The organism is Lacticaseibacillus suihuaensis, from assembly GCF_054785075.1.
Genome location: NZ_BAAGBJ010000009.1, coordinates 60628 through 73830, shown reverse-complemented (window position 1 = coordinate 73830; position 13203 = coordinate 60628). Strand labels below are relative to the sequence as shown.

Genomic DNA, 13203 nt, shown 5'->3' with positions numbered 1-13203 from the left:
GTTGTAGGCGCCGGCGCGGTCTCAGGCGTCACCATGGTCGCAAGCCGGTCGGTGCCACGGCCCCAGACGTCGTCGCGGTCGCCGGCACCCCCGTGCGTCGGGGATCGGCGGCGGGGGGTGCCGCCGGCTCAATTCAGTCCCACCACTGTGAAAGGCGGTGCTTCGATGACCAACCGTGTTCACCCCGAGGAAGTGCGAGCCCTGGCCGTGCTGCGCCAGATCGAGCCGGTCAAGTTCGCCGGCGCGTTCAACGCCGACCGGCCCGACATTCAGACGCCAAGCGGCCGCGTCGGCTGCGAGGTCACGCGAGCGATTGAACAAGACGTCTCGGCGCTGCTGGCCAGAGATCGCCACGCCGCCCGAAGGTACGGGCCGCACCGGGCGATGCGGCTGGTGCATGCGCTGGGAGGACCCCGCGACGCCGTTTTTCCCAACGCCCGGACCGCCTCCGGCAACGATCTGGTCGCGGCCTACGAGCGCAAGCGAGCGCTTTTGCCGGGCTACGCGGCTTTTGCCGAGCAGGACCTGTTCTTATTCATGCTGCCGGAAGCCGCAGACCTGACGCGGCTGCGTCATTTTTTGCGAGCGCATCCCGACCGGCAGGCGTTCGCGGTTGTCTATCTGTACGACGCGCGTCACTGCTGGCGGCTGACGGTTGCGACCGATACCATCACGCGCTTCGCCCCCATTTTGAAAGGAAAATCATGGCTATGAGAATTATCACCACCAAGCTCGATCGTTACCACACCGCCGCGACGCTGACCGCCTACCTGCGCGACACGACGCCGGACATCGTCACGACCACCCGGCCGGCCATCATCATCTGCCCCGGCGGCGGTTACGCCTTCGTCTCGCCGCGCGAGGCCGAGCCGATTGCGCTGCAGCTGTCGGCGCAGGACAACCAGGCCTTCGTGCTCGATTACAGCACCACCGACCGCTCGGACAAGCGCTACCCGACCCAGCTCTTGGAGCTGGCCGAGGCGGTGAAAACGGTCCGGAAAAACGCCGCCGATTGGGGCGTCGACCCCACTCGCATCATCGTCGCCGGGTTCTCCGCCGGTGGTCACCTCGCGGCCGACCTGGCGACCCAGTGGGACCGGCTTTTGGCGCTGAAGTACGGCTACGACCCGGCCAGCATCCGCCCCAACGGCCTGGTGCTGGCCTACCCGGTGATCACCAACGGGACCTTTGGCCACCAGGATTCGTTCAAAAACCTGCTGGGCAAGCAGTACGGCGACCCCGCTTTAATGCAAGAAACCAGCCTGGAGCTGCAGGTGACGCCGAGCGTTCCGAAGACCTTCATCTGGCACACCGACGAGGACACCTTGGTGCCGCTGGAAAACACCTTGCTGTTCGCCCTGGCGCTGCGCAAGGCCCATGTGCCGGTGGCGTTTCACGCCTTTGCCAAAGGCGGCCACGGCCTGAGCCTGGCCACCGAGCAGACGCTCAGCCCGGCTCGCACCGAGCTGCAAGACGCCGTCGCCGTGTGGCCGCAGCTGCTTGAGAAGTGGCTGAAGCAGGAATTCTAGCCAAGACGCCAAAACCCGGCCCCGTCGCCTGCATTCACGTGCAGGCGACGGGGTCGGGTTTCGCGTTGTTGAGGGGGCGGGGCTGACAGGAGCTTACCCACTCGGGGGTAGGCTGACAGGAACCGGCTTCGGCGCGACGTCGATCGTCCCGGGTTGGCCGCGCCGCCGCCCGGATTGTCAGGGCTGGCTAGCTCGGCCGCCTGCGGCTCAGGCGCGTGACCACAGCGTCAGCTCGGCTTGGGCCAGCACGTGGCCGGTGGCGGCGCGGCGCAGGTCGTTGAGCCAAAAGCCCGGCGTCAGGCCCAGCGTGGTGTCCAGCGCGAACACCATCAGGGTGTAGGCGTGGTCCTTATCCGGCGGCTGGGGGCCGACGTAGCCCTGGGCGACCTGGACGTCCGTGGCGCGAACCAGGCCGCCGGCGTTGGAGTTGCGGCCTTGCACCATCGGTACGGCCGCGGTGCGGCTGGCGTCTTCGGGGATGGTGGTCACCGTCGCCGGAATATCGGCGGCCAGCCAGTGGAGCCAGACGAAGCCGGACACCGGCACCGCGTCGTAGTCGATGAAGGCCAAGGCGAAGGTCTTGGTGTCGGCCGGCGCGTCTTGGATCTCGATGGGGAAGCTGCGCTTGGGGTGAGCGGCGAGTACGTCGGCGCCTGTTGCGTATTTGCCAAAGCGAGCGGCGAGGTAGCCGGCTTCGGTGGGAACGATGAGTTTCATGAGCAGAACCTCCTTGGGCTTTTGCCTCCAGCTTACCACACTGGACCTAGGGCCAAGAACTAATCCGCCGCGGCCATTGGCGAAAAATGCGCCGCATGGTGGGTCAGCGCGGCCGCGGGGGCTCTTGTTGTTGACCCTGCCGCCGGTGTCTCACCAGCGGCAGCAATCACGGCTCGGCGATTGGAGCATGGCCCGAAGTGGCCGCCAAGCCGTGACGAGTCGCGCTAATCGATGAGTCACGGTTGGCCGGAGCGCCGCCATAATTATTCGCATCGCAACCGCCGCGAGCGGGTCGCCGACTCCTCCCGCGGCTTTTTTCATGGTAGAATTAGTGCAGTATTGTCCGTCGCGTCACACAGGAGGTTATCGCAATGATTCCAGAGAAGCTTCAGCCGCTGTTTGAAGAGGTGCAAAAGCGCTACACCATGCCGATCGAGGTCGTGATTGACGGCCCGGCCAGCGGGGTTTTGACCCACGCCCAGTCGCACCAGGAGCTCTTGGCCAACGACCACCTGCAGATCACGGTGTCGGACACGACCAATGTCGACTACACGCTGAGCCACGAGCTGTTGCACATGCGCTTCACCGCCGCCGGCTTCCCGCCGCTGCAGTTTCACCTGGCGTCCGGCGATCCGGATGTCGACCAGCAGTTCTTCGCCGTCGCCACCGCGCTGTACGACGCGGCGCTGCACGGCCAGATCAAGGCCTGGCAGCAGAAGCTGGGCCTGTGGGATGAGGCGGTGGAAAAGCAGCTGACCGACGGCTACGTGCAGACGCTGGGGCTCGACGCCTCGGGGCTGAGCGTGTTTCGCACCCTGACGGCGCTTGACGCCTGCGTGATGATCGGCACGTTCGGCGACTGGACCTCCGCGGCGCCGGAGGAGGCTGAGGCCGCCCAGCAGCTGTACATGCTACTGCAAGACAAGCCGCTGGGTACCCCGTTCGCCTTCCGCCGCGCCGTCGTCAAGCTGTGGCGCCAGTTCGACAACGTGCTGACCCAGCACGGCTACCAGGCGACGTTGAACGACGAGTTCGCGACCCTGCCACCGGTGTTGTCCGAGCGGCAGCTGCGCCTGGCGGTCAATCAGACCTACGAGATTCGCCACAGCGCGATGCGCGATCGCACCACCAAGCACCGCGCCTACGTGGCCCAGGCCAAGGGCGACGGCCAAAACGCCTTCGTGCTGCCGCTGCAATCCGAAAGCCCCGAGGCCTTTCAGGACCTGTACCGTCGGCCACTGAAGGAAGTGCTGGACCAGTACCAGCTGGATTACACGATTCGCGAGTGACCGCGCCAGTGAGCCAGTCGGGCCGGTCGCCGCAAACGGCGCTACCGCCTAGCCGCACGGCGTGACCGGCAACGAGCCGACCGCCCGGCCGCACCGCGGCTACCCGCCAGTCACGCGCAAAGGGGGATGCGAGCATGTTTGATCTGAAACAAGCGATTGCGCAAGCGCATTTTGTCACGTTCATGACCGGGGCCGGGGTGTCGACCGCCTCGGGCATTCCGGATTACCGCAGCAAGGGCGGCCTGTATTCGGCCGTGGAGCGGCCGGAATACGCGCTGTCGGCCGCTAACCTGCGCGACCACCACCAGGCCTTCCACGACTGGGTGGTCGCCAACATGTTCTACCCAACCGCCAAGCCCAACGCGATTCACACGGCGATGGCGACCATCACCAACGCCAAGGGGGCGATCGTCACCCAAAACGTCGACGGGCTGCACCAGGCGGCCGGCGCCAAGCACGTGACCGAGTTTCACGGCAACCTGTACGACATCCGCTGCCTCACCTGCGGCCGCCAGGTGCCGTACCAGGATTACCTGCAGTCGGACGTGCATGCAACCGACGACGGTCGGCTGCGGCCGCACATTGTGTTGTACGGCGAGCCGATCGACCCGCAAGTCAGCGCCGCGGCGATTCGCGCGGTCCAGGCTGCCGACCTGATTGTGGTGGTCGGCACCAGCTTTCAGGTCTACCCCTTCGCCGGGCTGATCCGCTTCGCGCGACCTACGGCGACCCTGGCGGCGGTCAACCGCGAGCCGATCGCCTTGCCGGCCGGGGCTCACCTAGTGGTGGGGGACGCCACCGAAGTTTTTGCCACACTTTAACACACAGGCTGGTGGGGGCTGGCCGAAAGGAGCATGCTTATGCCGAAAAGTCGTCTGGAAGCCTTCACGGATGGCGTGATCGCCATCATCATCACCATCATGGTCTTGGAGCTGCGGCCCCCGGTCGGCGGCACCTTCGCCGCCTTGTGGGGGTTGCGCTACGCCATTTTGATCTACCTCGTGTCGTTTTTCACCCTGGCGGTGTACTGGAATAACCACCACCACCTGTTCTTGATCGTGCGGCGCATCTCGGGGCGGGTGCTGTGGGCCAACGTGCTGTTCCTGTTCACCATCAGCCTGTTCCCGTTCGTCACGGCCTGGGTCGGCGAGCACCACGTCGGCGCCGCGGCCCCGGAGATGACTTACGGCATCGTGGTGGCGGCGACCAACTTCGCCTTTTACCTGCTGATTCGCTGCCTCAGCGCGGCCGACCAGCACAACGCGGCCTTCGCCCAGCTGGTCGGGGCCGGCTACTACAAGCCGCTGGTGTCCGTGATCGGCGCGGTAGTCGCGATCGGCCTGGCGCTGGTCTGGCCGCCGTTGACCATTCTGGTCGACACGGCGCTGTTGCTGTTGTGGGTGCGACCGGAGCGGCGCATCGAGGCGCATGTGGCGCAAAAGGAGTCCCGATGAGAAAAAACCACTACCGACTGGCCGCATTACTGGCCGGCCTGCTGCTGGGGCTTGCGCTGTTCGGCTTCGCCCGGCCGGTTGACGCCGCTCACAACGCCTGGGTCAACGACCACGCCGGGGTGCTGAGCCCGGCCACGCTGCGCCAGATCGCGACGCTCAACGACACGACCTTCGCCAAGCTGCCCGGCTCGCCGCAGCTGGCGGTGGAGACCTACGACCGCATTCCCGGCGGCGCCGACATCGACGATTTTCGCGCGAGCCGCTTCAACACGCTGGGCGTCGGCCACAAGGACTGGGATAACGGGCTGTACTTCGTGATGGCGGTCAAGGACCGCAAGTTCGGCCTGGAGGTCGGCTACGGGCTGGAAGGCGCCGTCCCGGATGGCGCCTCCAGCAAAATCGTCACGGCGGCGGCCAAAAAGCAGCTCCGGGCCGGCGACTACGACGCGGCGATGCAGCAGATCGTGCGAAACATCGCGGCCGAACTTGCCGCCAACCGCAGCGCCATCATGACCCCGGCCGGCATCACCGCCAAGCGCCAGCAGGCCCAGGCGATGCGCCGCGTCTTGATTGTGGTCGTTGAGCTGACGGCGCTTTTGGCCGCCGGCGGCACCGCCTGGCTGGTGATCCGCAAGCGGCGCCGCAACGCGCGGCTGCAGGCGCGGTTCGCCGACCCGGGGGCGGGGCTTGCGCTTTTCACCAGCCTGCCGCAAGCCGAGCGGGACCGCTTCGTCGCCCAGGTCAAGGCCCCGTTGAGCGGCCCCATCGACTTGGCGCTACAGCAGACGCGCTTTGCCGCCTACCTGCGCGATAACTTCGGCGAGCTGAGCTTGCGCCTGGTCACGGGCAGCCCGTTCCCGCCGTACGTGTTCGGCGCGGTCACCCTGCACCAAGGCGCCGCCGTGCTCAACGCTTATCCGGACTTCGCCGCCTTGGTGGCCGCCTGTGCCGAGCAGCTGCAAGCCGTCAGCGGCCCGTTCACCCAGTACCAGCCGGCCTTTGAAGCCTGGGCGGCCGCCGGCAAGGTGCCGCCTTTGGACCAGCAGCAGGTCTGGGCCGAGTTCGTCAAGCACGTTCGCGCCAAGGACGCCGACAAGCTGACGCCGCAAAAGCAGCGCAAGACCTTTCAGGCCATCTACGACTACCAGTACGGCCGCGACACCCACACCGGCGACTTACCGCTGTGGGTCGGCGTCAACTACGCGCATGATTCGACCACCTCAAGCAATTCTGGCGGTGACTTTGGCGGGGGATTTGGCGGCGGCTCAAGCGGCGGCGGTGGCTTCTCCGGCGGGTGGTAGGCAACCAGTACAAGTTCAGTGGCCCCGCGGGTGCATTCCACGGTGGCCTCGCCGCGTCCGACGCCTTGTGTGCGTCGGGCGCTTTTTGTTTGGCCGGCCCAGCAGGCCGCCTCAGCCACGTATCACGTGGCCGAAATTGGCGTAACTGACGGCTCAGCGGGGGCGAGTGCTGGCGCGAGCCGGCTGTGTGGCGGCGGTGAGTGGCGTCATGCGTTCGATTGCCATCCCGGTGAGCCTTGGTGTGGCACCGAGGCGGGATTACGCTTGGGGCCAGCGGAACCCTGCGGCGCAATCTCGCGCTTGGGTTTGACAATGGTTACGCTTTCACCCATACTCGAGGCGATGGCAGACGCACGGGGATAACGGAGGATGACTGATGCGCAAACACGCGTGGGGGTACCAGGTGGCGCTGGCGCTTGGGCTGACCGGGCTGAGCCTGCTGGCACCGGCGAGTCAGGCCATCGCGGATGGCAGCACGGAATCGTTGTACCTGTATTTTTACGGCTGGCCGCTGGGGTGGCTGCAAGGCGCCACGCCGAACAGGTTGGACGCCGCGGCGCAAGCGGCCGGCGGCTTCAGGCTGGGGCAGCAAGGCGCAACCTGGCAGTTCAACTTGCTGGCGTTCGCCGGTGACTTCCTGGTGGCGCTGGCGCTGGTCGCCTTGGTGTGGTGGGGCATGAACAAATTGACCACCCACACAAAAAATCATTGAAGGCAAGCACCGACTGCGTATGTGTAGCCGGTTTTTTCTAGTTGAGCTAACAGGTGTTTTGTAGCAATTAACGAGTGAACAACCTAGCAACCGGATAGTCCAATTTTGGTGTTTGGTGTGGCAGTCGCTTTTGCTATTTCTGACTAGGCATCGGCTGTAGGGTCACTATCGGTCATATCTTGAAATTTGCGGAAATTTTCAATGATTTCAGCGTGTAATTGGAAATATCTCTTAATTTAGGCTAAAATCACGAGATAAAGTTTAGCATACGTTAGAATCGTTGAATTTGTGCCTAATTTTTGAGACGAGAGGGAGATACTATGGCCTACAAAACGTTGAGGGTTGTTAGCTACGAGCGTGGTGTAGACGTCACGAAGGCGTATCGTAACCGATTTGAGGGCGAAAGCGCAGTTCATACGAACCTTAAGTAATCGCCGAATGAGCGCGATCATAAGTCAACCACGCAATATCCTATCAAAATCGCGACCAACAAAAATGGCGACCGCTGCCGACAACTTCCGGGTTTGGCTCACAAGCCAAATGTGGGAAGCGTCGGGACGGTCGCCGTTTGCGTTGCGTCCAGTCAATCCACGTGGCGCCACTCGGAGTCGGTGACGATTCGCGCCGCGGCCAGGCCCAGCGGCAGGGCGACGACGATCAAGACGGCCTTGATCATCCAGCCGCCGCCGACGCCGAAGTCGTTGAGGCCGAGGTTGAACATCGCGCGGTACATGTAAAGCCCCGGCACCATGATCACAATCGCCGGCACGGTCAGGGAGATTCGCGGGTAGCCGGTGTTGCGGTTGACGGCGCTGGCCAACAGCCCGGCGACCAAGGCGCCGATGAAGGCCGCGGCGGCGGCCGGCATCGCAAAGTCGACCAAAGTCAGCCGCAGCGTGTTGGCGACGGCGCCGAGAAGGCCGGCGGAGGCGGCGAGTTTGCGCGGCGAGTTGAACATGATGGAGAAGCCGTAGACCCCGCAGAAGCTGGCCGCCAGCCGGCAGGTCAACAGCACCCAGAAGCTGAGGTGCAGCGGGATGAAGTTTTGCGGCTCAAAATGCACAAGCAGCGCCACCAGCCAGCCGGTGACGGTGGCGACGACGATCACCATGATCGCAAAGGTCCCGCGTTCCAGGCCGCTTCTCATGTCGAGCTTGGCCATGTCCAGCCCCGAGGTGATGAAGGGGAATCCGGGGATGACGAACAGCATCGCGCCGATGTAGCCGGCCTCGTGAGCCTGGGAGATGTGAAACCCAAGCTCCAGCACCTTGAACATCAAGAGGTAAGACAGGCAGGCCAAGGCGACGGACACGGCGGTGCTGGCGGTGACGGTGATGCGCCGAGCCCCCATCAGCCGCCGGGAGTAGTTGCCGACGCCGGCGCCGAGGAAGGCGCAGATCATCTCGATCGGACCGCCGCCGAGCAGGAAGGTGAAGGCGGCGCAGGCCAAGGCCGACGCGAGCCCGGCGGTCAGCGCCGAGAAGTTGCCCGGTTTGTGCTGAATCTGGTCCAGCTGGGCGTGGATCTCGCCGACGGTCAGGCCCAGGCAATCCGTCACGAAGCGGGTGACGTAGCGTTCGATCACCGTCAGCTTGTCGGTGTTGACGCCGCTGGTCGGCAGGGCCAGCGCCTGGGTGTAGTGGCGGCCGTGGTCGAAGCAGGTGTATTCGATGGTGATCAGGCCGACGTCGGCCGCGCAGGTCAGGCCGAGGTCCCGGGCGATGGTGTTCATCGCCTCGCGAACCCGCCAGGCCCCGGTGCCGCAAGAGAGCATGATGATGCCGACGCGGCCGACGATGGTCGCGCGTTCGGTCAGGCTGGTGCGGGTGACCGGCGCGTCGTCTTGGCGGTCGAAGCTGTGCCAGTTGATGGTCATGTGGTGGTTCGGCGACAGCGTGACGCGCGGCCGCGCCGCCGGTTTATCTGAGTGGTCCATGGTTTGCCTCCAAGCTTGTTAGCCTCTAGTTTACACCTTTTCAGCAAAACCAAAAAGGCGCAGTCCAAAGACTGCGCCGCAGGGGTGCGGCTTGGGCGAGCCGCTCAGGCCGCCGGTTCGGGCTAAAGGCCAAACGCCGGATCGTACTGCAGGCGACCGGTGACGCCGCGCAATCCGCCGGGAATCAGCTCGCGAATCATGAAATTTTCATCGGCGACGGGGAACGGCGCGGTGATGCCGAACCGGGCGGCCGGGCCGTAGCCGAAGCGGCCGTAGTAGGCGGGGTCGCCGAGAATCGAGATGGCGCGGCGCAGGTCCTCGCCGGCGACCGCCTCCAGGTAGGCGATTAAGGCGCTGCCGACGCCTTGGTGTTGGTGAGCCGGCGCGACGGCAAGCGGCGCCAGCACGAACAGCTTGGTCGCACCGACTGACGCCTCCGACAGCATCGCGTGGCCGATCAAGGTGCCGTCGTCGGCCAGCGCGATGGCGTCGTACTCGGGGTGATAGGTGGCAGACTGGCGGAGCTTGGCGACCAGCGGCCCCTCGTTGCCGTCGCTGTGAGCGGCGGTGGCGAAGGCCGCGGTGACCAGCGCGACGCTCGGTGCCAGGTAGTCTTTGGTGACGGGTTGAATTTTCATTGTGATTGCTCCTTGGTGGCCTCGAGTGCGGCGACCTGCTGCTGCAGATCGGCGCCGGGGTCGACTTGATCGTTGTTCATGAAGGTGTGGGTGAAGGCGCTGCGGTAGCGCGACGGCGGCAGCCCGACGGCGCGGTGAAAGACCCGGGCGAAGTACTTCTCATCCGGGAAAAAGGCGCGGCCGGCGACCTGCGCGACGGTGTCTGCGGTCGACAACAGCAAGAGCTTGGCGTAGTCCAGCCGCAGCGCGGTGCTGTACTGGCCCAGCGTCTGGCCGGTGGCCTGCTTGAACAGGCGGTTGAGGTAGTCGGGGTTGCGGTCAAAATGCGCGGCAATCAGCGCGACGCTGGGTCGCGAGGCGAGGTTGATGCGAACCCACTCCTTCACCGCGTTGATCAACCGCTGGCCGCCGGGCCGGTCGTGCCGCCTGGCCGCCGCGGCGAGGCTCAGCACCACCAAGGTCGCTTGGTAGTCGCGAATCAAGGCGGCTTGGGTCGGGTCATGCGCGAGGTCCAGCAGCTGGCGCCACGCGACGCCGGGCTGCGGCGACGCGAGGTGGGCGAACCGCGGCAGGATAACGGTGCGTGTCGCCGCGGCCGAGGCGCGTTCGGCCGGGTCGGCACCGCCCGGCCCGGCCGCGGTGGGATGGCCTGCTCCTGTCGCCGCGGCCGCGGCCGAGTCGTCGGTATCGGCTGCGTTCGAGTGATCGGCACCGGCCATCGCTCCGGCATCCGCCGCTGCTGCACCCACCGCTCCAGCATTCGCCGCGGTCGCGTCGTCGCCCGGCCCGGCCACCAACGCGGCCTCGGCCACCACGTGCAGCCACAGGAAGCGGCTCGGCGTCAGCGTCGGCTGGGCCCCCACGATGGTTTCGTGGGGGAAGACCACCAAGGCGTCGCCGGGGCCGAGGTGATAGGTCGCGCCGGCCACGGATAAATGCACCTCGCCGCTGACGCCGAGCAACAGCTCGGTGTCTCGGCCGTGAACCGCGCGGTGGTGCCGCCAGCCCAGGGCCGCCGTGAACTCGCCGCTTTGCAGGTACGTGGCCGGCTGGGCCAGGGCCATTTTGAGAAAAACCATCGTCTCGCCTCCCGTGGTCGGAATCGGCCACCAATTCTCAGATTCTAGCAGTGTTGGCGCCGAAAGTAAACGCTTATACTGGCGGTAATGGAGGTGCGACATGAAACTGACTCAGGTGACCATCGATGATGACTTCTGGAATTACTACCGCAAGCTGGTGCGAACCCAGATGATTCCCTACCAGTGGCGGGTGCTCAACGACCAAGAGGCGGTGGCCAACCCCGGTGGCAACAGCTACGACGCCCAGGACAACAGCCACGCGATCCGCAACCTGCGCCGCGCGGCGGGGCTTGAGGCCGGCGGGTTCGCCGGCATGTGGTTCCAAGACTCCGACGTCTACAAGTGGCTGGAGGCCGCGGCCTATTCGCTGCAAAGCCAGCCCGACGCGGCGCTTGCCGCCCAGTGCGATGCGGTGGTGGCGCTGATCGCCGCCGCCCAGGAGGACGACGGGTACCTCGACACCTACTTTCAGCTGGAGGCGCCCGACCGCAAGCTCAAACACGTCGCGCGGTCCCACGAGCTCTACTGCATGGGCCACTACATCGAGGCCGGCTGCGCCTACTACGAGGCGACCGCAAGCGAGCAGGCCCTGACCATTGCGGTGAAAATGGCCGACTACCTGGCCGCGCATTTTGGCCCCGAGCCCGGCAAGCTGCACGGCTACCCCGGCCACCCCGAAGTTGAGCTGGCGCTGACGCGGTTGTATTCGGTGACCGGCGACCGCCGCCACCTCGACTTGGCCCTGTACATGCTCAACCAGCGCGGCACCACCCCGAACTTTTTCAAGGAACAGGCGCGAACCACGGCGGTCAAAAACGAGCCGTACTGGAACGGCGACTGGCAGGACCTCGGGTACTTCCAGGCCGACGTGCCGCTGACGCAGATGCCCGAGCCTGAGGGCCACGCGGTGCGGATGCTGTACCTGCTGGCCGGGGCGGCCCAGGCCGGGCGGCTCGGGGCCGATGAGGCGCTTTTGGCGGCTTGCCGGCGGCTTGCTGAGCGCATCATCGACCATCAGATGTACGTGACCGGCGGGGTCGGCCAGACCGTCAACGGCGAGGCCTTCACCTTCCCGGACGACCTGCCCAACGCCACGGCCTACGCGGAGACCTGCGCCAGCTGCGCGATGGTGTTTTTCCTGCAGGCGCTGCTTCAGGCGGCGCCGAACGCCGAATACGCCGACGTGATCGAGCGGGAGCTGTTCAACGGCATGCTGGCCGGCGTGGCGCTTGACGGGGCGCATTTTTTCTACGTCAACCCGCTTGAGGTCGACCCAACCGCCTGCCGGCTGGATCCGGCCAAGCGCCACGTGCTGCCGACGCGGCCGGCCTGGCTGAACTGCGCCTGCTGCCCCCCGAACCTCGCGCGGCTGGTGGCCAGCCTCGACCGCTACGTCTACCTGACCCGCGGCGAGCGGCTGGAGGTCAACCAGTACGTCGGCGGCACCGCGACTTTGGACAACGGTGCGACGGTCACCCAGACCGGCGGCTACCCGTGGCGAAGCGGCCAGCGCTTCACCGTCGCTGCCCCGCACGGCGTGACCTTCACCCTGGCGCTGCGGATTCCGGCCTGGGCCGCCGGCTGGTCGCTGACCGTCGATGGCCAGCCGGTGCCGGCGACCGCGGTGGCCGGCTACGCCGAAGTCGCGGTGCAAAACGGCTCGGTGGTCGACTTAACCCTGCCGCTGGTCGCCCGGCGGGTTCACGCCAACCCGGCGGTGCGAGCCGACATCGGCCTGGTCGCCGTCGCCCGAGGCCCGATCGTCTACTGTCTGGAGCAGGTCGACAACGGCCCTCAGCTGCCGTGGCTGGTGCTGCCAAAAGACGCTGAGCTGACGGCCGCCGCCGACGCGACGACCTTCGCCCTGCCGCTGGTGCGGCTGACGGCGCTTGGCCTGCGGCTGCCTGGCGCGACCGCCGCGGTTGCGGCGGGACCGCGGTCGCAGCCGCTCGCGTTCATCCCGTACTTCGCCTGGGCCAACCGCGCAGTCGGGGAGATGAGCGTGTGGGTAAGAGACCAGGGCGAAGAAGCGCGGGTTTAGCGAACCGATTAGCGTTGCGCTGGCGCTTGAAGCGGGTTGTGCTTCGAGCGCCAGTGCGAGCTAATCGAGTTCACGTTGCGCGACGTAGCCCGACGAACCAGGGCGAAGCGCCGCGGGTTTAGCGGACGGGTAGCCTAGCCGTGGCGCATGGGACCCGGGCCTGGTCCCGAGTGCCGCGGCGTAGCTAGCCGCTCCCGTGTTGCGGCGAGTAGCCCGACGAACCAGGGCGAAGCGCCGCGGGTTTAGCGGGACGGGTAGCCTAGCCGTGGTGCTTGGGACCCGGGCCTGGTCCCGAGTGCCGCGGCGTAGCTAGCCGCTCCCGTGTTGCGGCGAGTAGCCCGACGAACCAGGGCGAAGCGCCGCGGGTTTAGCGGGACGGGTAGCCTAGGTAGTATCTGAAACTATAACCAGTCTGTATTCAGCCTAGAATGCCACGAGTTGGTGGATTCACCACTAGGTAGGGCGGAGGCTCGGACGGCACCGCTTCTGGAGGCGTAGAGCCGGGGC

The 13203-nt window shown here is 66.0% G+C and carries 12 protein-coding genes; 8 read left to right on the top strand and 4 right to left on the bottom strand.

What is annotated here, in order from left to right; all coding sequences use genetic code 11:
* Window positions 1–165 precede the first annotated feature (165 nt).
* Window positions 166–714, top strand: coding sequence for a hypothetical protein (locus ACYVRZ_RS09115; protein ID WP_461226303.1), 549 nt, complete (start codon window positions 166–168; stop codon window positions 712–714).
* The gene (locus tag ACYVRZ_RS09110; RefSeq protein WP_461226302.1) at window positions 711–1529 is read left to right on the top strand and encodes an alpha/beta hydrolase; all 819 of its coding nucleotides are present in this window, start codon (window positions 711–713) and stop codon (window positions 1527–1529) included. The genes ACYVRZ_RS09115 and ACYVRZ_RS09110 overlap by 4 nt, the downstream gene beginning before the upstream one ends.
* A 207-nt stretch (window positions 1530–1736) precedes the next feature.
* Here ACYVRZ_RS09110 and ACYVRZ_RS09105 read toward each other — a convergent pair whose 3' ends face one another.
* Complete coding sequence (locus ACYVRZ_RS09105; RefSeq protein WP_461226301.1) at window positions 1737–2246, bottom strand: YbhB/YbcL family Raf kinase inhibitor-like protein; 510 nt, start codon at window positions 2244–2246, stop codon at window positions 1737–1739.
* 374 nt (window positions 2247–2620) lie between these two features.
* Here ACYVRZ_RS09105 and ACYVRZ_RS09100 point away from each other — a divergent pair, with 374 nt between their 5' ends.
* The 5 genes from ACYVRZ_RS09100 to ACYVRZ_RS09080 all read left to right on the top strand — a co-directional run bounded on the left by ACYVRZ_RS09100 (window position 2621) and on the right by ACYVRZ_RS09080 (window position 7002).
* Window positions 2621–3535 (top strand): hypothetical protein, encoded by a 915-nt coding sequence (locus ACYVRZ_RS09100; protein WP_461226348.1) that lies wholly within the window; start codon window positions 2621–2623, stop codon window positions 3533–3535.
* Window positions 3536–3669: 134 nt separating this feature from the next.
* A complete protein-coding gene (locus ACYVRZ_RS09095) occupies window positions 3670–4356 on the top strand; it encodes an NAD-dependent protein deacylase (RefSeq protein ID WP_461226300.1) in 687 nt (228 codons plus the stop codon).
* A gap of 39 nt (window positions 4357–4395) precedes the next feature.
* Window positions 4396–4989 (top strand): TMEM175 family protein, encoded by a 594-nt coding sequence (locus ACYVRZ_RS09090; protein ID WP_461226299.1) that lies wholly within the window; start codon window positions 4396–4398, stop codon window positions 4987–4989.
* A complete protein-coding gene (locus tag ACYVRZ_RS09085; RefSeq protein ID WP_461226298.1) occupies window positions 4986–6290 on the top strand; it encodes a TPM domain-containing protein in 1305 nt (434 codons plus the stop codon). The genes ACYVRZ_RS09090 and ACYVRZ_RS09085 overlap by 4 nt, the downstream gene beginning before the upstream one ends.
* Before the next feature lie 376 nt (window positions 6291–6666).
* Complete coding sequence (locus tag ACYVRZ_RS09080) at window positions 6667–7002, top strand: hypothetical protein (RefSeq protein ID WP_461226297.1); 336 nt, start codon at window positions 6667–6669, stop codon at window positions 7000–7002.
* A gap of 583 nt (window positions 7003–7585) precedes the next feature.
* On the opposite strand, the gene ACYVRZ_RS09075 is transcribed toward ACYVRZ_RS09080, so the two are convergent.
* The 3 genes from ACYVRZ_RS09075 to ACYVRZ_RS09065 form a co-directional block, all read right to left on the bottom strand.
* Window positions 7586–8938 carry a threonine/serine exporter family protein gene (locus ACYVRZ_RS09075; protein WP_461226296.1) on the bottom strand — a complete coding sequence of 451 codons (1353 nt, stop codon included), beginning with the start codon at window positions 8936–8938 and terminating at the stop codon, window positions 7586–7588.
* Window positions 8939–9060: 122 nt separating this feature from the next.
* A complete protein-coding gene (locus ACYVRZ_RS09070; protein WP_461226295.1) occupies window positions 9061–9576 on the bottom strand; it encodes a GNAT family N-acetyltransferase in 516 nt (171 codons plus the stop codon).
* Window positions 9573–10655 carry a helix-turn-helix domain-containing protein gene (locus tag ACYVRZ_RS09065; protein WP_461226294.1) on the bottom strand — a complete coding sequence of 361 codons (1083 nt, stop codon included), beginning with the start codon at window positions 10653–10655 and terminating at the stop codon, window positions 9573–9575. Before ACYVRZ_RS09065 ends, ACYVRZ_RS09070 begins: the two co-directional genes overlap by 4 nt.
* 100 nt (window positions 10656–10755) lie before the next feature.
* Between ACYVRZ_RS09065 and ACYVRZ_RS09060 the strand changes: the two genes are divergently transcribed.
* Window positions 10756–12696: a glycoside hydrolase family 127 protein gene (locus tag ACYVRZ_RS09060; protein WP_461226293.1), complete on the top strand. Its 1941-nt coding sequence runs from the start codon at window positions 10756–10758 to the stop codon at window positions 12694–12696.
* The last annotated feature ends 507 nt before the right edge of the window (window positions 12697–13203 follow it).